This is a genomic window from Bacillus sp. RE35, assembly GCF_052146655.1.
In the GTDB taxonomy this organism is placed as follows: domain Bacteria; phylum Bacillota; class Bacilli; order Bacillales; family Bacillaceae_G; genus Bacillus_A; species Bacillus_A cereus.
In genome coordinates this window covers 4938282-4957437 of the sequence record NZ_CP197377.1, presented here as the reverse complement: position 1 = coordinate 4957437, position 19156 = coordinate 4938282, and the positions used below count along the sequence as shown (strand labels likewise).

The following is a 19156-nucleotide window of genomic DNA, read 5'->3' as shown; positions in this document are numbered from 1 at the left end:
TTAGTATTAGAATTAATAAATGTAAAAAATTGAAAGAAAGCTTTACTCCAGTTGGAATAAAGCTTTCTTATTTCCTTTAGGAATTATAGCAGACGGAATGAGAGATAGAAAGAGATATTTTAAAGTGAAAAAAGAGAGACTGTAAAACTTGCTTTCCTATACCTTTGAGTTCGTGTCATTTTCACTTTAAGCGTTTGTTTTGAAATGAGAAACGAGAACTTCAAGTTCTTGTACGATTGTTTTCATTTCAGATGATTTGTTAGCCACGATACTCATTTTGTTTACTTGATCACCAGCCGAATGTGCTGTTTGTGATGTTTCTGCAGCAACTTCGTTTGAAATGGAAGCGATATTATTTAAAGCTGCATTCATTTCTTCAGAGCTTGCAGCCATCTCTTCAGCAGTTGCAGACATTTCTTGCATTTGCGTAGAGACTTTGTTAATGTGGTTAACAATTTCTGAGAATGAAGATCCGGCGGTACGAATAACCGTAATTCCTTCAGAAGCTTCTGCTTGACCTTGTGTCATCATGTCATTTGCTATTTTTGTATCAGCTTGAATTTGATGAAGTAAATGGTTAATGTCAGTTGCGGCTAGTTGAGATTGTTCAGCAAGTTTTCGAACTTCATCGGCAACAACAGCGAATCCTTTGCCGTGTTCACCAGCACGAGCTGCTTCAATAGAAGCGTTTAAAGCGAGTAAATTTGTTTGGTCGGCGATATTCGAAATAGATTGAAGTGCAGTATCTATATGATTTGTATGTGTAATGAGTCGCTCAACTACTTGTGATGTAGCGTTAACAGCTTCGTTAATTGTATGCATTTGTGTAATAGATTTCTCAATGACTTTATTCCCATCATCTGCTTTTTCTGACGTTGTGACAGCTAAACTAGTAACAGAAGAGGCGGACTCAGCGATACGCTGAACACTCGTTGCCATGTCATCCATTGCGGTTGAACTTTCTTCAATGCTAGAAACTTGTGAACGAATATTGTGTTCAAGAGCATTCATAGTTTCTTGGGTCCTTGCCGTATTTTCCATAGAAGCGGTTGTTTCGATAAATACATTTTCGGAAGCTTCTTTTACACTTGTTGATGTTTGTTGAACTTGTTTTATTATATGCTGTAAGTTAGTGAGCATTTGATTAAAGGAATTTGCAATGTCACCAATTTCATCTTTACTCGTTACGTGTAATCTAGCCGTTAAATCTCCATCTTGAGAAGCTAATTCTTTTAACTTCTCATCAATTTTTCGAATTGGTTTAACGAGTTTACCAGAGAACCACCATGCTAATAAAATAGACGTTAATGTACATGTAATGAGTGAGAAGAAAATAATATATTGAATAAGTGATGAAGAAGACTCGACATCAGCAATTAATGCGTCACGTTTCTCATTTTCTTCATTTGTATATTTATTAAAACGACCTAAAAGATCATTTACATAATCTGTTTGTGATAAAGCAATTTTGGATGCTTCGTCCCATTTTCCTTCACGCGCAAGAGGGAGTACCTCATTATCTATGACGCTACGCCATTTTCCTCCCATTAAAATGGCTTCTTTCATTCCTTCTGGGAGCTTTTTGTCACTTGTTACTTTCTCTCTAGTATCAGCTAATTTTTTCCCTTCTCGGTTGAACTTATCTAATCCTTTTTGATCATGTGATAGCAAATATTCTTGTAAACCAGCAACTTGTGCTTGGAACCAATCGCCACGTTCTTTTAAAATCGTCGCTCTTTTCGATACATCATTTTTTAACGTTTCGATTTCACTTGCTTGATTCATGGCGAATGAAAGAATAACAATAAGAGCAATGCTAAATAAAGAAGAAATGCTTAAGAGTGTGAACAGTAGTTTTTTTCGAATACTAACATATTTCATCGTTACCCCTACCCTCATTTAAACTATTTATTATGATTTATAGATATTTAAAACAAAATTAATAAAAACATTATTATGAAGTTATTAATCTGTTCAATAAAAATTATAGCAGATAATGGAAGGGGTCAGATTGGTATTAGAAAAAGTTCTTAAAATGTATACATTTGCATATCATAAAATTCATAAATAAATATTAGAAATGCTATTGAAATTTGAAATGACATCATGTATACTTCTAATTAGTTGATAACGATTATCAGTATCAACTAAAAACATTACTCTTCGTTATGTTGGTCATACCCCTTTTTGACGACGTAAGTCAGAGACGAAATGTTGAAATATCTTGTGTCCTATTCTACAGAATTATGGTAATCTCCAACCTCAACTTATATGCGTGAGCATGCAAAAAGGATCCTATCCGTGAAGGGATCCTTTTTTGCATGCTGTCGCAATTATTGTATATAGACCAGGGATACGTTCTTCGATTCCTTCTGGTGCAGTAGAAGGGAAGACCCATCTTTGATGAGATCCATGTTCTTCAACTAGTTTTTCAATTTTAAAACGTTCTTCCGCAAGTGTTGTAATGATTTCTCCTAGCGTCCAGCGACGGATGGTTGTTTTAGGTAGCGATTCTTTCTGTGCTTCTGTAAGAAGGATGCTATAAGCAACATCATCTTCAATTAATTCTTCATCGAAATAATTTCCATTGGCCTGAAATGATGGGTGGTCGACTCCTAATAATTTCGTGTAAACAGGATGATAGTCACGAAGGATAAGCATTCCATCTCGCTTAAGTAAAGTAGCAATTTTTTGAAAGAGTGGTTTTAAATCTAGAAAGTAATGGAGTACACCAAGTTCCAGCAATACGATATCAAATGATTCAGAGAGCTGCACATTTAATACATCAGAAACGACATACTGGATAGAGACACCTGCTGCGTCCGCAAGTTCATTTGCATATTTTGCATTACTTGCTGAAATATCAACAACTGTTACGTTAGAGCCTAAAAGGGCAAGTGCGACAGCTTTATTTCCTTTTGAGCCGAGTAAGTTAATAATACGTTTTCCTTTTGGAGATTGTATGTAAGGTAAATAATGTGCTACTTCGCGTGTGGGATCTTCCATGATTTTTTTCGCATAATCCTCCGGTGCCCCATGGCGATTCGTCCAAGCTTCATAAGCAGCTGTATTCCAGCTTTTTTCATTTATAGTGCTTAGTTGTTTTTGGTTCAATGTTATCACTCCTTTTGTGAACGTATAGGTATTCGGCGGGAGGATGGGATTTCCTGTTTTTTTGATTTAAAGTTTGATTTTTCTGTTAGTTAGTCGTAAAATACGTGTTATACGTAAAAGCGTTGAAAAGGAAAAGTAGAATGGAAATATTCTTTCCAGAGAGCTTCGGTAGCTGAGAAGAAGCAAGAATATTCATTTGAACAATGGCCTTTGAGCTTCGTCCTGAACTTATCAAATGATAATAGTAGGCGGCGACGAGAGTTGGTACTCGTTATCCAAACCACAGTATAAGAGCATAGAGCTCCGTACTTGTTAAGGCTAATTATGTGAGTAATTGGCGAAATAAGGTGGTACCGCGACTGTTTATACAGCCCCGCCCTTATCTTTTTTAAGATAGGGGTGGGGCTTTTTATATTTTAAAGGAGGAATGTAAGATGAGTATTTTTATTGGGGGCGCTTGGCCGTATGCGAATGGTTCATTACATCTTGGTCATATTGCGAGTTTATTACCTGGAGATATTTTAGCACGTTATTACCGGTCAAAAGGTGAGAGTGTGCTGTATGTTTCAGGAAGTGATTGTAATGGAACACCGATTGCAATTAGGGCAAAACAAGAAGGTGTGACGGCGAAGGAAATTGCTGATCAGTATCATGAAGAGTTCCAGCGATGTTTTCGTAGCCTTGGTTTTACTTATGATTGCTATACACGTACAGATAGTGAGCACCATCATGAAACGGTTCAAAATGTTTTTTTACGTTTATTAGAAGAAGGACATATTTATAAAAAAATAGTGGAACAAGCGTATTGTGAAACGTGTACGCAGTTTTTACCGGATCGTTATGTAGAAGGAATATGTCCACATTGCCATGAAGCAGCAAGAGGAGATCAATGCGATGCGTGTTCTGCTATTTTAGATCCACTCGATTTGTTAGAAAAGAAATGTAAGTTATGTGGTAGTACACCATCTGTACAGGAAACAGAGCATTTCTATTTCGCATTGCATACATTTCAGGAGCAAATTAAAAGGGCTGTAGAAATTGCCAAGCAAACAGGGACATGGCGCGACAATGCGATTCAACTAACAGAGAGATATGTAAAGGAAGGATTACTAGATAGGGCCGTATCACGTGATTTACCAATTGGAGTACCAATTCCAGTAGAAGGGTATGAAGATAAGAAAATTTACGTATGGATTGAAGCAGTGACAGGCTATTATTCAGCGAGTAAACATTGGGCTGAAGAAACAGGGAAAGATGATCAAGAGTTTTGGGATAGCGAAGCGAAAACATATTATGTGCACGGAAAGGATAATATTCCGTTTCATTCCGTCATTTGGCCAGCGGTATTACTTGGAATAGGGGAGGAAGCAATCCCGCGTCATATCGTTTCGAATGAATATTTAACAGTTGAAAAAAGAAAATTATCTACAAGTAAAAACTGGGCAGTATGGGTGCCTGACATATTAGAACGCTATGATCCAGATTCTATTCGTTACTTTTTAACCGTCAACGCACCAGAAAATCGCGATACTGATTTTTCATGGCGGGAATTTATTTACAGTCATAATAGTGAATTATTAGGTGCATACGGGAACTTTGTGAACCGGACATTAAAGTTTATCGAAAAATATTATGGTGGTATCGTGCCGAAGGGAAGCATTGAGGTAGAGCTGAAAGATAAAGTAGAAGGATTATATAAGCGTGTAGGAGAGGCGATTGAGCAAACTAAATTTAAGGTGGCGCTAGAAACAATATTTGATGCAGTACGTTTTGCAAATAAATACTTTGATGAAAAGCAGCCTTGGAAACAAAGAGAAGATGATCCAGTTTCATGTGAAGAAACGATTTATAACTGTGTGTATCTTATCGCTAATTTTGCAAATCTCCTTGAACCGTTTTTACCATTTTCAAGTGAAAGAGTTCGAAACACATTGTCGATTGTGAAACGAAATTGGGAACCGCAAAATACGTTGCCAAGTAGAATTGATAGCGTACAGCCATTATTTGAGCGAATCGATGTAAAACAAATTGAGCATGAGATAGAGAAGCTGTATGGAGCGGTAAAATGAGATAGAGAAAAAGACCTTTCAAGTAAATGAAAGGTCTTTTGTTATGCAGTATGATTCTCTTTCTTATCTTTCAAAAAGAAAAGTACAGCAAGGATTACAAGAATAATAGCTGCAATATCATACGTTATTTTAAATGTAGTATTAAAGTTTAAGTACTCTACGAAAGGAGTTTTCACTGCTCCTGCATATATACAAACGGGAATGAGAAGTAAATCGTAAAATTTCTTTTCTTTCATATATCTTATTAGGAAGAAGATACACATAATAGCAAAAAATACGATGCTTAAAATAGTCATTTATACCTCCAGATAAATTTACTTATTTTAATTGCAGTTATATCTTTTATATAAATTCTGTATTTTTTCAAGCGCTATACACGCGATTTTGTTTCCTTTCTTTCCTAGCCGTAAGCAGCTGAGGAGTGAAGATCCCAACTAATATGAAAATAATTCCAATCCACTGCATGAACGTTACGACTTCATGTACAAGTGTAATAGAAGCAATAATAGCAGTTGGTAATTCAGCTGCACCTAATATTGTACCAAGCCCTGTTCCAACCTTTGGTACACCGATTGAAAAACAAATGACAGGTACAACAACGCCGAATAATCCGAGGAAGAAAGCATATTTCCATAGACCGGCTTGCAAAGCACCGTCTGTTAAAAAGGTTGGCGGAAAGAATAGGCATACGATAAGAGTAGCGCTTGTTGTCATAAGGAAGCTTTTCGTATAAGGCGGAACATCCGTAGCGACGCGCCCGCTTGCAAAAACATAGAATGAAAAAGAGACAGCAGCTAATAGTCCAAAGATAATCCCTTTCGTAGAAAAACTTTGTCCGAGGCCTTCAAATACACCACCTGCAAACAATGTACCAGCAAATAAAATAAGGATAGATATAATCTTATCGCGGCTTGGAAATGTTCGATTTGCAATTGCTTCGATAATGACACCAATCCAAGTGAACTGAAAGAGTAGGACGACAGCGATAGATGCGGGTAGTTCTTCTACAGAAATAGCGTAGAAAATCCCGGTCATACTCATTGTTGTTCCGACGGTTAGTAAGGAAAAGAATTGTTTTTTTGTTACTTTATGACGTGAAAAGAAAAGAACGAGTAGAAATAGTCCAATCCATCCGAAGACATATTGTCCCCCTAATAGTTGATGTGCTGAAAATCCATTTATGAATCCGAGTTTGAAAATAGTTGAAAGTATGCCATAGCTGCAAGCACCGAATAAAACGAGCAATGAATATTTAAACTTCTCCATAAAAAATCCTCCTTTTAAGTAATAAAAAACGCCCGCTATCCAAATAAGGATAACGGGCGAACGAAACAGAGTCATATACTCTACAAAATTCCGCCACTCATACGAAGTATGAATTTGGGGTATGAAATTGTAGTAGGTTTTTACATTGCTTTTGGGAATACAATAGAACATTTTACACCTTGAGGCGTGTTTTGTATCCCGTAAGGAAACTGATGTTTATCTAATATTTGTTTCACGATATATAATCCAAGACCACTACCTTGTACTAAACCGTGTTTATCAGGGTTTGCGCGATAGAAAGGCTCAAATAAATGAGCAAGTTTATCTTCATCAATTTGTGAACCTGTATTTAATACTTCTAATGCGTAACCATTTGGTTTTTCATAAAGCTTTATATATACGTGCTGATGGTCAATTGTATAATGAATTGCATTTGAAATAATGTTAAAAATAGCAGTTTGAATAAACTTAGGATCAGCTAAAATTTGTACGTCGTGTTTAATATTAGATTGTACATTTAATTGTTTTACAGATACAAAGTAATCTACTTTCTTCATAACATCCTCAATAATATTAGATAAAGAAATGACTTCTAAATTCGGTTTAAATTGAGGGTTTTGTATTTTGGATAATTCCGACATTTTTTCCGTTAATATGTTAATGTCTTGCATCATCTCGTAGGAACGTTTCAAATACTTATCTCTATCTTTATAAGCTCCAATTCCGTGAATCATGCCATCTAGTTGTCCCATAACGGCTGCGATTGGTGTTTTTAATTCATGGGATACCATAGACATAAATTCTTTACGAGATTGTTCTAATTGTTGTTCCTTCTTGAGCTCATTTCTTAAATCTTGATTGCTTGCATGTAAATTCTTCACAATATTTGGTACTTGTGAAGCAGCTACTTGCAAATTAAAATCTGTTTGATCTGTATTTTTGTTAAGTAGCTTTTTATCTGAGAAATCAAGATTCATAATATCTTTTAAAGCATCGCTCATATATTGAAAAGGTTTGGCAATTAGTTTTGTATAAATTAAAGATCCGAGTAGTGATAATGCAAGCATTGTCGCGCCAATATGTGGAGCTAATTGCTGCAACGCATCTGCTAACTTTGGATTATCATTTGTATCATTTGTTTTACTTGCTGCATTTTGTGTATGTAAGGCATCATTATTAGCGGCTTTCTTTTCTGCTTCTGTAGGCGGATTAGAAGTGCTATTTTTCCCCGAAAGATTTTGTGTATGTTCTTTTGCCTTTACAGTTTGGCTAGGCTGCAAAAGGTGATTGATAGCTGTAGAAAGAGATTTATAATCTATAATAGAAGATTGGAAATTAGAAATGCTCCCCTCTGACACAGCTTTATTTTGCTTCGTTTTACTTTCGTCGTTTTGCTTATCTGAATTCGCCTGTTCTGTAGTCGGCGTTCCATTTTCTTTCGCAAAACGTTCTTTATCGTAGTTTGAAGCTAGAAAGTAAATAATTTGATAAAGACAAAGTGATAAAAGAATACAAAATAATAAGGTTTTGATGAAAATATTTTTGGTGATGTTGTCTTTGCTACGATTCGATTTTGTAGCCAATGCCTTTCACCGTTTTAATATAAGGAATTCCTAATTTTTTTCTTAAGTTTTTAATATGTGTATCTATAACTCTTACATCACCATAATGTTCATAGCCCCATACCTTATTCAACAAATCACTTCTTGATAATACTTTTCCTCGATTTTGCAGTAAAGTATAAATAATTTCAAATTCTTTTGTTGTCAATTCAATTTGATTACCATGAACATAAGCTGCATATGCTGTAGAGTTTAACATCAATTCATGGAATTGTAGTATAGTTGCAGCTTCTGCTTCCTTCGTTGCTGCCCTTCTTAATACAGCCTCTACACGCTTAATAAATACAGTATAATGGAACGGTTTCGTAATATAGTCATCAATACCTAACTCAAATCCTTTAATTTCACTTTCTTCATTATGTAAGCCTGTTAACATAATGATTGGTACATCAGATTGTCCTCGCATAATTTTACAAATACTATAGCCATCTATATCTGGTAACATTACATCGAGGAGGACAAGATCGTATGAATTTTTTTGGAAAAGAAGAATACCTTCTGTTCCAGCACCAACTACATCAACTGTAAAGTTTTGTGCCATTAGAAATTCACGAATAAGTTCTTGTATATCTGGGTTGTCTTCAATCACCAGTATATGCGTCATAGTAACACCTCCTAAATAACGCTTTTTACTGCAATATTCGAATTCATCATTTTTCGAGTGACTCAGATTGTTTATACATATAATAAGCCCCCGCTATAAAATAATCATGAAGGTAGCAAGGGGAATAGTTTAGTGTTACTGAATAGTTCAGAATTACAGTAGTTCTATTATAGTATGTATTATAAAATTTATAAAACATTATAACTGTATAATTTTAATATCTACGTTTATCAATGTTTAAATATTAGCTAATCAAATCTATTCCTATTATATATGTAAATACAGTTGTTTTGCTACTGTAAATGAATAAATAAAATAAGCCAAGACATAAAATTCTTGGCTACACATAAATCTTGTTTTTAGGCTATTTTACAGTGACAGTAGCTTGCTGCTGAACGCGCTCAAATAACCAGTGTATATCATTGTTATACATACGAATACAACCAAGTGTTGTCCATTTGCCGATTGCTTGATTATTGTTAGTTCCGTGAATCGCATAAGTTGTTCCGTAAGTTCCTGCCATATTTAATCCGAGCCAACGGTCACCAAGTGGATTACGTGGATCGCCGCCTTTAATTTTGCCTGTATAATAAGGGCGATTTTTAATTTTATTTACGATTTGAAAAGTGCCTTTAGGTGTAGGTGTTGCAGCTTTTCCAGTAGCGACAGTAAAACTTTTTATAAATTTTCCATCCTGATAATAATCCATTTTATTTAACTGAGTGTCTACGATTAATTGATCTTTCGTTGTAGCTGCCTCTGCGCTAGAGAATGGAAGAGTTAAAAATCCTAATGATAATAGTGCGCTTAATAATAATTTTTTCATTGTTATTCTCCTTTTACTATCGTAAGAGTCTTACATACAATGAAGTTGTAATCCTCGTAATGCTTTATTTACATTTTCATCTAATGTTTCAAAGAATGTAGTAATTTTGCTGTTGTGTTTGTTGTTGTTATCAATAAGTAATCTTTCATTTAATAAAAGCTCACCACGTAGTCCAAAACTTTGAACTTGAATATTTAGCTCATCTTCATTTTCAGAGATGATTGGTAAGAAATAATGAAAAGCTTTTGTTGGAATGATGTAGCTTTTGCCAATCATGCTTTCTTGATTTGAATTAATCCATTTTTTCGTGACAATTTTAATATTCTTTTTTGAAACGATAAAAGATAGTGTTGTAGATTTTGTTAAACTTACGTCAAATTCACTTGTTTCACATATTTGTAAATTAAAAACGGTTTCATTTTGATGAGATTCAACATTTGTATTAATAAAATCGTGCATTTTATATGCTTCCATTTCGTATTCACCCTTTTTTCAATTTCGAAAAACGACTTATATTTATTCAAATTAATGCTTAGTCATATATTGGTTAAATTTTTCAACAAATTCCGATATAATCTTACAATACATATATGAAGCTAATATGAAGTTAGTATGAGTTTGTGATGGTTTTTTATTGAGAACAAAATAAGAGAGGTTTTTAGTGCTAAAAAATGGATAAAATCTGCATGTTATTAATGCGCCTTTTCGCTATTTCGACTTGAAAAATGATTTTTACTATTTAATAAAGAACGAAAATCACTAGTGTGACCCTTACAAAAATGTAATAAAAATGTAAGCTATTGTGATAGTTATTTCGACAATTTTTTTATACAATAATAGTAAGAAGTTGTACGTGATTGAAAGGAGAGATGACATGGAATGGATTCATGAATTATTTCAGCAATACGGGTACTATGTTGTACTTGTCGGCTTGCTGTTAGAATATATTGCACTTCCGTTTCCGGGAGAGCCAACGTTAGCATATGCGGGATTTTTAGCACATAAGGGTGATTTAAGTTTACCGATTTTAATTATTCTATCCTTTATTGGGACAAGTGTAGGAATGACGATTCAATACTTTTTAGGAAATAAATTAGGTATGCCTTTCATTCAAAAGTATGGGAAATACGTATTTTTAACGCAAAGAAAAATTGACTTAACGAGAATGTGGTTTGATAAGTATGGGTACTTCTTAATTTTTATTGGTTTCTTTATTCCTGGTGTACGTCATTTCACAGGATACTTTGCAGGAATTATTAATTTACCATTCCGTCGTTTTGCCATTACAATTTATTCAGGTGCTCTATTTTGGGTATCATTCTTCTTAATCGGTGGTTACTGGTTAGGTGGAAACTTACATGATATCTTTGGAGTGCTAGAAGGTCATATCGGTAAAATCATTTTTGGAGTTATTGTGATTGTAGCGGTTACGTTAGGTATTCGTTTCCGTAAGCAGTTAAAACGAGTATTACTACAAAACGCAAGTTAATATGAAATCCATTCTATGTCAGAATTTAGGAAGTCAGTGCAAAAGCACTGACTTTTTTATTTTTAAGACTATGTTTAATGCACATTTTACATTCTTTATAGGAATTTGATACAGGATAAGAAATAAGTATCTTGTCAATTATTATAGTCGTAATGACAATTATAATTGACAAAGATAAGGATATTATTTACAATTTTAATTAAATAAATGAAAAAGAGGGAAGACATGAAGCTTCAAAATCGAGTGAGGGAATTGCGAGCAAAGCATCGTTTATCACAAGGGGATTTAGGGAAAGCGATTGGATCATCACGGCAAACGATTAGTTTAATTGAGCGCGGGGATTATGCACCATCTATCGTATTGTCGTTAAAAATCGCACAAATTTTCAATGTACCGGTGGAGGAAATATTTACGTTAGTAGAGGGGGAAGAGGACGATGAAGAGTAAGAGTAAGCGAAAAAAACAATTTGATTCTGTGGGGAAAATAGCATTAAGTATGATGGGTGGCTTTTTAACGTCTTATATAGCTTTAAATTTACTCTCGGATGAACCGAGAAAATTATCATCCAATACATTTATAGGTATATGTACTATTTTTGGAATTTTAATGATGTACTATACTTGGAAGAATACACGTATGTTAGCAGAGGCACGCGATGAAGAAGAGAGCGTACAAGGCAGAAAATTAGGCATTATAAGTATATATTTACGTGTAGGCGATATAGTTACGCAGGCATGGTTTGTATATGCAGTTATTACATGTAGACGTGCACTGTTGCAGGATACAAATGTTTCATTTGCGGTGTGGAATTTAGTAGCTTCTATTGTTTGTTTAACTACTGTAGTAATTATCGGACTCATAACAAAAAATCGTTATAATAAGCTATATCCTGAACAAGGTGTAACGTATATGGAATCTATGAAAATGTGGACGAAAAACGCAGATGAAGGATTAAAGCACATTGTGCATGAGGCTGGATATAAAGCGTATGAATTTACGAATACAATATTGGCATATGTATGGTGGGCTGCCGTTATATATACAGCTGCTAGTGATATCGATTGTGTATTAATTGGCTTAATCTCATTTATTTGGATATTGCATCTCGGGAAGTTCATGTACGAAATGCAAAGAAAAATGATTTATTAAGGGGAGAAAAAGGTGGATATTTTAAGAAGGCCAGCTGGCTCAATGACAGTGGCGCTAATTCTGTCCATTTTATACGGAGTAATCCGAACTGGGAAATTAGAAGTAATTTTGAACTTATGGGCAATAGTTGGAATTTCATTGTTAGTGTTAGCCATTCATGAGCTAGGACATGTAGTATTTGGTGTAATAGGTGGTTTGACATTTAAATTTATGACAGTAGGACCCATTACTATTCAAAAAGAAAAGGGAAAATTACGCATTCGAGAAAATAAATTGTGGGCGTACTTTGGAGGTGTTGCAACACTAGTACCACCTTCTATAGAGACACCGAATCTTTCGAAAAAGTGGGCGTGGCTCACTTTAGGTGGACCGATTACGAGTTTACTATTTGGTATTACTTCCGGTTACATATATATGGTGAGTTATTATCAATATCTTTTATATTTTTCCTTTTTCCATTTTGCAATCTTTGCGGTTACAATTGTGCCGATAAAAGGAATGCTTATGAGTGATGGGATGCAATTTCTTATTTTAATTAAAGATGATGAAAGAGCTAGAAATCACTTATATGAGATTCAAATATCGAGTGAGTTATTTAGTTATAAAAGACCGAAAGATTGGGATGAAAGGTTAGTAGAATTGAGTGAGGAGAAAATAAAAGAGAATAAAGGGATAAGAGAGATAATGAGTAGACTTATGCTCGTCTTTTTTGCTCGTGCAGATCAAGAGGGAATGGAAAGAGCGATACCGTATATAGAACGAATTGTTCAACTACCTGTAACGAAAGAAAATAAGTTTTTCGTTAGTAGTTTTCATAGTTGGTACCTTTTATATAAAGCCCTTTATCAGATGGATAGTCTTTCTTTGCAAGAAGCAAAGGAACATGCAAAGGCTATTACAAAAATGGACCTAAGTGGATATTACCGTACACAAGGAATTATTAGATATGTAGAAGGTAATATGGAAGCGTCCCGTACTTATATGAAGAAAGCCGATCAAGAATTAAAGAGCGCCGAGAAGAGTGAGATGGGATATTTACAAGTAGAAAGAGAATGGTTTGAGCAGCTGAAAGAGAGGGTATCTTACGATGGGTGAGGTATCCTCTTTTTTATATGTCATCTTATGCCGTTCCATAAACAGCCTAGGGCGAGTAAAATGAGATAAGAAGAGCAAAGCTTGGAGGAAGTAAATATGGAAATTTTATCAATTATTTTAATAGTCTTGCTCATTTATGTTGTTTTTAAAGTAGCATATGTAGCATTAAAGATACTCGCGATCCTATTAATTATCTTTTTAATCGTAGAGTTCGGCAGTAAGTTGCTTGGGGGATAGGGTATGTTGTGAGTTTTGAGTGTCGAAGGTTGTCGGTAAATCGATATCTTGTGTCGAAGCGTCGATATAATGAAAAAATCGTTGATATAAGTGGAGAAACGATCGATATATTTGAAAAATCGTTGATATATTTTAGTGAATACGAAGTGGGGTATGTGGAAAAGAAGTTGCCGTGAGAGTAACTTCTTTTTATCGTGATGCGGGGATATGCAAACCAACATAAAAAAGCTGGAAGAGTATCTTCCAGCTTAAGAGTTACTTTCAATTTGGCGACCGCTATCTTCTTCATTGTCTTGTAAAAGGTTGAATACGTCTGCTAGGCAGAATGCAATGAACCAAGTCCATAGACCGTGGAAGAAAGCTGAGCTTAATTGAAGTGGTAATGTATAGTTTGTCATTGAGTAGGAAATACATCCACCAACGATTCCGATCATTGTTAATAACATTGTTTTTTGAGCGTTTTCTTCTGGATTGAAGAGGAAGTAAATGTATCCGCCTAAAATTGAAGCGCTTACAAGTGTTTCGATTCCATTAAAGATGATATTCTCTCCAAGCTGAGTGTTTGTCCAGAAGCAGATTGTTCCGCCGATAATAGCAAACAGGACAGCTATTGTATATCGTATATATTGATTCATATGTTCATCTCCCTATGTAATAAGATGATTTGGAAGTCAAAAAGGTAGGTATAGTATATTGAAGTGAGTTTTAATTGTACGTATCTTTTTATAAAAAGATCATTGAAGAGTAACTAAGATGATCGGTTGTTTAAACCGTTACGTGTATGGTGTCTGAAATATACCCGACTGCTCGTTTCTTTTTGCTTGTAAAATAAGAGAAACTTCCAAGTCTATATACTCTTTTTTTGTGAGTCTGCTTTCATTATAACACATTTAGGGACATAATAATAGAATTATCTGATTTTGTAATAAGTGTAAAAAATAAAAAGCGCAAGGAAATACCATTAACGGTGCAGTTTAGTGGAAGAAGGATTTTAATTTATTATGATGAAATATGTAATCAAGGTGAGATCTAAGAATGAGGCTTGAATACTATAAAAAATGTTTTATAGCATGAATGTAAGGGAGGAGAGCTAACTTGGAGTTCACAACAGAAAGATTAATAATTAGACCTTTTAAGAGTACTGATTTACAGGATGTATTTGCTATTTATAATAGTGATGATACATGTAAGTTCCTATTACATAATAAGTGGACTCATGAAGACATGCAGAAAAGATTTAATAAGAAGTTAGCAAATAATGTACTTACTAAAGAAACAATATTAAGTTTGGCAGTTATATACAAAACTAAAGTAGTTGGTGATTTATCCGTATGGTACACAAATATGAAAGACACTGTTGAGATTGGTTATAGTTTTTCAAATGAAGTAGCTGGGAGAGGTTTGGCGACAGAAGCAGTAAGTAGTTTGGTATTGAAATTATTTAATGAATGTAATGTACATCGTATACAGGCTAATCTTGATGCACGTAATACAGCTTCACAAAAATTGTGTGAACGAATAGGTATGAGAAAGGAAGCCCATTTCATACAAGATTTTTGGAATAAAGATGAATGGACAGATAGTATTGTATATGGAATGCTATCCTCCGATTTGTAGTAATAAACTTAGTGATTTTATTATGCTAAAAGGTACGTTAGTTGAATAACAAAGGGCATAACATATTATATATGACTAATATGTTATGCCCTTTAATTTATTAACCTTTTTATATGCGTTTGAAACGGCCGACAATTTCAACTGTTTCAGTAATGTTCATAAATGCTTTGTTATCCACTTGACGGATAATACGTTTCATTTCGCCTAACTCATAGCGAGTCACGACAGTGTAAATCATTTTTTTCTTATGGTTTGTATAGCCGCCGACAGCGTCTACCATTGTCACCCCGCGTATGCCGTGATGTAGTAGTGCGCTTTTTATTTCCTCGCCTTTTTCTGTAATAGTCATTATCGTTAATTTAATATGTTTCGTATGCACAGCGTCGATAACTTTGCTGACTACAAATCGACTAATTAACGTATAAAGTGTAATATCCCATCCGAAAATAAAACCTGCTGCTACAAGTAAGATTAAGTTGAATACAAATATGATTGCTCCAATTGAAACATCTCGATATTTCGCTACAATCAATCCAACAACATCAAAACCACCTGTTGAAGAAGCAAATCGGAATATAATTCCTGAAGCTGCTCCGCAGATAACACCACCGAATACAGAAGAAAGTAAAATATCGTCTGAAACTTGGTGTACCGGGATAATGTTCATCGCTAACGATGACACAGCTACAAAGTAAGCTGTTAAAAAGGTTGTCTTCTTGCCTAAGTAAAAGTGACTTAAAATAAGAAGAGGAATGTTTAGTAAAAAGATAAGTGCACCGATATTGTAGTGCATTAAATAACCGATAATCATCCCTACACCAGCGAATCCACCGCTAATCATATTATGCGGGATAAAAAACATATTCATAGAAATTGCATACAAAATAGAAGCTATAAAAATAACAACCAACTGTATCATAAATTCTAAGTGAAATGTTTTAGCTGCTGGGAAGGATAAAAAGGCGGTGTCGGGAACGTAATCGGCGTCTCCTAGTTGACCCATAGTATGTTTCATCTCCATATTCATTTTTGATTACAAGAAGAGAATAAAGGTTTTTTCAAAAACTGGCAATAGTTTTATTATAATGCAAAAATTTTATAAATTTCTAATAAATCAAGCCTATTCATTGATGTGTGTGAATATGCTAAAGAAAGCGAATACAACGTTTCTTAATTATTGTTTTCTTGAGAAAATATGCAAAATACTTTTTTTGAAAATAAAAGGAAATAGAGAATATTTGCCCGATGTGCTAAAATGACCTTATTAAGGATGTGAAGCGATGGAATTTTTATTGCAGGATGCAATTCTATATATATCGTTTGTAACGACGGCACTTTGTTTATTAGAAGTTTTCTTCCTTGCTAATGTTTCTCGCTTTGTGCGTCAACAAGCATCAAGCGGTAGACAAAGAGCTTTTGCGTTAGTTGATACATGTGAAGATAGTGCGGGAAATGTACCGCTATTTTCTATTTTTTATAAATATGGAATGATTCGTTCTGTACGTAGACAAGAATCAAGTGAAGAGAATGACGAGGTCGGTCCGTATACGCCAATGTTTCGCTAAATAATTACGAAACATTGGAGGAATGAACATGTTAAAATCATACCGAGCTGTGCTCGTTAGTTTATCATTATTATTTGTTTTTGTTTTATCTGGTTGCAGTAATGCAGCCCCAATTGATGCACATAGTACGGGAATTTGGGATCATTATTTTGTATATCCAATCTCGTTTATGATTCAATTTGTTGCTCATCATATACCTGGAGCTAGCTTTGGGATTGCTATCATTATTATGACGCTCGTTATTCGTTCAGCAATGATTCCATTAGCTGTTTCGCAATATCGCAGCCAAGCGAAAATGAAGAAAATGCAACCTGAATTGCAGAAGCTAAAGAAAAAGTACGGTGATGTAAGCAAAGACCTTGAAAAACAAAAGCAGTATCAAAAAGAAATGTCAGAACTAATGAAATCAGGCGGTTGGAATCCACTTGCTGGTTGCTGGCCAATTTTTATACAAATGCCGATTTTCTCTGCTTTGTATTATGCGATTAGCAGAACTGAAGAGATTCGCACATCTTCGTTTTTATGGGTGAACCTAGGACATGCAGATCCATATCATATATTACCGATTATTGCAGCGTTAACGACATTTATTCAGATGAAAGTTTTCCAATCGAATATTACACCTGGAGAACAAGTACAGATGCTAAAGATGCAGCAAATTATGATGCCGGCAATGATTCTATTTATGGGGTTTGCGGCGCCATCAGGACTTGTGTTGTACTGGATAACAGGTAACTTATTTACAATGACACAAACAATTGTATTAAGAAAAATAATGGAACGTGAAGAGTTACAATTACAAAAAGCATAGAGAAACACCGCTCATTACGAGCGGTGTTTTTTTGTTAAATCGTTAAGGAAATGTTAAGAAACCGACATTACTATAGGCATTGTATACGAAAGTGTACATGCATTAGAAATATGAAGGAGGAAATTTCCTATGAAGAAGAAAACAGTTGGTTATTTAGCGATTGCAGGTGCTTTATCATTCGGAATCATTGGAGGAGTCGGCATTCCGGCATTCGCGGCAACGAATACTCCAGCAGTGGATCAGCCTGCAAAAACGGCGAAAAAGGATTTGGATGACGCTACAAAACAAAAAGTAAAAACAATTATGGACGATACAAAGAAACAGTTAGAGGAACTAGGTGTAAAGCTTCCAGAGAAAGAGAAGCGTAAAGACATGTTTGCAGGATTAGATGAACAGGCGAAAGAAAAAGCGAAGTCCATTTTAGAGCAAGAGAAGTCTGGTAAATTAACACGAGAACAGGCAAAAGAAGAATTAACAAAATTAGGCGTGAAGTTCCCGGAAAAGGGTAAGCACAAAGAAATGTTTGCGGGATTAGATGAACAGGCGAAAGAAAAAGCGAAGTCCATTTTAGAGCAAGAGAAATCTGGAAAATTAACGCATGAGCAAGCAAAAGAGGAATTAACAAAGCTAGGCGTGAAAATGCCGGAGAAAGGTAAACATGGAGACATGTTTGCTAACTTAGATGAACAGACAAAAGAGAAAGCGAAGTCCATTTTAGAGCAAAAGAAATCCGGAAAATTAACGCATGAGCAAGCAAAAGAAGAATTAACAAAATTAGGTGTGAAACTTCCAGAGAAAGAGAAGCATGAAGACATCTTTGCTGGATTAGATGAAGCAACAAAAACAAAAGCAAAAGCGATTTTAGACAACGAAAAGAAACAATTAGAGGCATTGAATGTTGATTTACCGCACCATAAGTTTTTTATGAAAAAAGAAGATAAATAATTGATTTATGTATCTTTCGTGTGGGCAACCGGAAGGTACGTGCGAGGACCGATTTCTGTCAGCAGAAATCGGTCCCTTTTAATGATTCAATAAAATTCTTTTCATTGTTAGTATGTATCCGAAGATGCAGTAGAAGATTGCAAAACCGATAAACACTTCCGTATATTGATATTTACCCAATACGTAGAAGGAAACAGCTGGTATAATAGCTACCGCTAAAATGCTATAACCAGGATACTTGTGCCGATGCATGATAGCGAATAGAATAGAGAGAAACGTAGCAATGATACAAAAGACAGCAATCATTATTAGTACACCTCCTAAATGGATTATACCATTTTTAGGGAATTAGAGAAGTTTTGTATGTTCTGTTATAATATAAGAAGAGAAATATTTCCTATGTTATATAAAAAAATATATTGATTTTTTCTAACAATTCAATATAATGAACAATAACTACAAAATTCGACATCAAGAAGTGATGATGAGGACATGATCAATTTTTTACGATTTTCAGAGAGGGAAGCCTTTGGCTGTGAGCTTCCTAATACGGAAAAATGGATTACCACCTCTGAACTGCAGCAGTGAACGAGCATCTAGTAATTGCTTGCCGGCAAAAACCGTTATTTAGACTTGAGAAATTGGTGAAGTGTGTTACTTTACGAATTGAAACAAGGGTGGAACCACGAATACAACACTCGTCCCTTTTTTAGGGAGGAGTGTTTTTTTATTTCATTTTTGCATCA

General features: G+C 34.8%; 21 protein-coding genes and 2 other annotated features. Of the genes, 10 read left to right on the top strand and 11 right to left on the bottom strand.

Annotated features, from left to right (window positions below; genetic code table 11):
• Window positions 1-186: 186 nt before the first annotated feature.
• Both ACTL4X_RS25470 and ACTL4X_RS25465 read right to left on the bottom strand, forming a co-directional pair.
• The gene (locus ACTL4X_RS25470) at window positions 187-1881 is read right to left on the bottom strand and encodes a methyl-accepting chemotaxis protein (RefSeq protein WP_000878444.1); all 1695 of its coding nucleotides are present in this window, start codon (window positions 1879-1881) and stop codon (window positions 187-189) included.
• A gap of 414 nt (window positions 1882-2295) precedes the next feature.
• Window positions 2296-3114 carry a class I SAM-dependent methyltransferase gene (locus ACTL4X_RS25465; RefSeq protein ID WP_033696591.1) on the bottom strand — a complete coding sequence of 273 codons (819 nt, stop codon included), beginning with the start codon at window positions 3112-3114 and terminating at the stop codon, window positions 2296-2298.
• A gap of 113 nt (window positions 3115-3227) precedes the next feature.
• Window positions 3228-3498 (top strand) — a binding site (T-box leader).
• Window positions 3499-3548: 50 nt separating this feature from the next.
• Between ACTL4X_RS25465 and metG the strand changes: the two genes are divergently transcribed.
• Window positions 3549-5183 (top strand): methionine--tRNA ligase, encoded by a 1635-nt coding sequence (gene metG, locus ACTL4X_RS25460; protein ID WP_033696592.1) that lies wholly within the window; start codon window positions 3549-3551, stop codon window positions 5181-5183.
• Window positions 5184-5224: 41 nt separating this feature from the next.
• Here the strand turns inward: metG and ACTL4X_RS25455 are convergent, their stop codons facing one another.
• From ACTL4X_RS25455 to ACTL4X_RS25430, 6 genes are all read right to left on the bottom strand, one after another.
• Window positions 5225-5479: a hypothetical protein gene (locus tag ACTL4X_RS25455; RefSeq protein ID WP_000154129.1), complete on the bottom strand. Its 255-nt coding sequence runs from the start codon at window positions 5477-5479 to the stop codon at window positions 5225-5227.
• A 67-nt stretch (window positions 5480-5546) separates the two neighbouring features.
• The gene (locus ACTL4X_RS25450) at window positions 5547-6449 is read right to left on the bottom strand and encodes an EamA family transporter (protein WP_033696594.1); all 903 of its coding nucleotides are present in this window, start codon (window positions 6447-6449) and stop codon (window positions 5547-5549) included.
• A gap of 140 nt (window positions 6450-6589) precedes the next feature.
• Window positions 6590-8032 (bottom strand): sensor histidine kinase, encoded by a 1443-nt coding sequence (locus ACTL4X_RS25445; protein ID WP_000201965.1) that lies wholly within the window; start codon window positions 8030-8032, stop codon window positions 6590-6592.
• On the bottom strand, window positions 8010-8675 hold the full coding sequence (locus tag ACTL4X_RS25440; RefSeq protein WP_000148833.1) for a response regulator transcription factor: 666 nt from the start codon (window positions 8673-8675) through the stop codon (window positions 8010-8012). The genes ACTL4X_RS25445 and ACTL4X_RS25440 overlap by 23 nt, the downstream gene beginning before the upstream one ends.
• Before the next feature lie 364 nt (window positions 8676-9039).
• Window positions 9040-9501, bottom strand: a complete 462-nt coding sequence (locus tag ACTL4X_RS25435) for a L,D-transpeptidase (protein ID WP_000735063.1) — start codon at window positions 9499-9501, stop codon at window positions 9040-9042.
• A gap of 30 nt (window positions 9502-9531) precedes the next feature.
• Window positions 9532-9975, bottom strand: coding sequence for a DUF3978 family protein (locus ACTL4X_RS25430; protein ID WP_000388769.1), 444 nt, complete (start codon window positions 9973-9975; stop codon window positions 9532-9534).
• Window positions 9976-10375: 400 nt separating this feature from the next.
• On the opposite strand from ACTL4X_RS25430, the gene ACTL4X_RS25425 reads away from it, so the two are divergent.
• The 5 genes from ACTL4X_RS25425 (at window position 10376) to ACTL4X_RS25405 (ending at window position 13472) form a co-directional block, all read left to right on the top strand.
• A complete protein-coding gene (locus ACTL4X_RS25425; protein WP_000454754.1) occupies window positions 10376-10990 on the top strand; it encodes a DedA family protein in 615 nt (204 codons plus the stop codon).
• Between the two features lie 225 nt (window positions 10991-11215).
• Complete coding sequence (locus tag ACTL4X_RS25420; RefSeq protein ID WP_000776168.1) at window positions 11216-11437, top strand: helix-turn-helix transcriptional regulator; 222 nt, start codon at window positions 11216-11218, stop codon at window positions 11435-11437.
• The gene (locus ACTL4X_RS25415) at window positions 11427-12140 is read left to right on the top strand and encodes a DUF3169 family protein (RefSeq protein WP_033696596.1); all 714 of its coding nucleotides are present in this window, start codon (window positions 11427-11429) and stop codon (window positions 12138-12140) included. The genes ACTL4X_RS25420 and ACTL4X_RS25415 overlap by 11 nt, the downstream gene beginning before the upstream one ends.
• Window positions 12141-12182: 42 nt before the next feature.
• Window positions 12183-13235, top strand: coding sequence for a hypothetical protein (locus tag ACTL4X_RS25410; RefSeq protein ID WP_002182986.1), 1053 nt, complete (start codon window positions 12183-12185; stop codon window positions 13233-13235).
• A 96-nt stretch (window positions 13236-13331) separates the two neighbouring features.
• Entirely contained in the window at window positions 13332-13472 is a 141-nt protein-coding gene (locus tag ACTL4X_RS25405; protein WP_000404758.1) for a DUF3985 family protein, read from the top strand.
• A 248-nt stretch (window positions 13473-13720) separates the two neighbouring features.
• Here the strand turns inward: ACTL4X_RS25405 and ACTL4X_RS25400 are convergent, their stop codons facing one another.
• A complete protein-coding gene (locus ACTL4X_RS25400) occupies window positions 13721-14107 on the bottom strand; it encodes a DUF3938 domain-containing protein (RefSeq protein ID WP_001077773.1) in 387 nt (128 codons plus the stop codon).
• A gap of 460 nt (window positions 14108-14567) precedes the next feature.
• Here ACTL4X_RS25400 and ACTL4X_RS25395 point away from each other — a divergent pair, with 460 nt between their 5' ends.
• A complete protein-coding gene (locus tag ACTL4X_RS25395) occupies window positions 14568-15089 on the top strand; it encodes a GNAT family N-acetyltransferase (protein ID WP_000397307.1) in 522 nt (173 codons plus the stop codon).
• Window positions 15090-15198: 109 nt separating this feature from the next.
• Here ACTL4X_RS25395 and ACTL4X_RS25390 read toward each other — a convergent pair whose 3' ends face one another.
• Window positions 15199-16092, bottom strand: coding sequence for a YitT family protein (locus tag ACTL4X_RS25390; protein ID WP_000530044.1), 894 nt, complete (start codon window positions 16090-16092; stop codon window positions 15199-15201).
• 277 nt (window positions 16093-16369) lie between these two features.
• Between ACTL4X_RS25390 and ACTL4X_RS25385 the strand changes: the two genes are divergently transcribed.
• From ACTL4X_RS25385 to ACTL4X_RS25375, 3 genes are all read left to right on the top strand, one after another.
• Window positions 16370-16654: a hypothetical protein gene (locus ACTL4X_RS25385; RefSeq protein WP_000394930.1), complete on the top strand. Its 285-nt coding sequence runs from the start codon at window positions 16370-16372 to the stop codon at window positions 16652-16654.
• A 28-nt stretch (window positions 16655-16682) separates the two neighbouring features.
• The gene (yidC, locus tag ACTL4X_RS25380) at window positions 16683-17465 is read left to right on the top strand and encodes a membrane protein insertase YidC (RefSeq protein ID WP_000920522.1); all 783 of its coding nucleotides are present in this window, start codon (window positions 16683-16685) and stop codon (window positions 17463-17465) included.
• A 129-nt stretch (window positions 17466-17594) separates the two neighbouring features.
• Window positions 17595-18410 carry a hypothetical protein gene (locus ACTL4X_RS25375; RefSeq protein WP_000730850.1) on the top strand — a complete coding sequence of 272 codons (816 nt, stop codon included), beginning with the start codon at window positions 17595-17597 and terminating at the stop codon, window positions 18408-18410.
• A gap of 78 nt (window positions 18411-18488) precedes the next feature.
• On the opposite strand, the gene ACTL4X_RS25370 is transcribed toward ACTL4X_RS25375, so the two are convergent.
• A complete protein-coding gene (locus ACTL4X_RS25370) occupies window positions 18489-18716 on the bottom strand; it encodes a hypothetical protein (RefSeq protein ID WP_000562231.1) in 228 nt (75 codons plus the stop codon).
• A 166-nt stretch (window positions 18717-18882) separates the two neighbouring features.
• Window positions 18883-19119, top strand: a binding site (T-box leader).
• The last annotated feature ends 37 nt before the right edge of the window (window positions 19120-19156 follow it).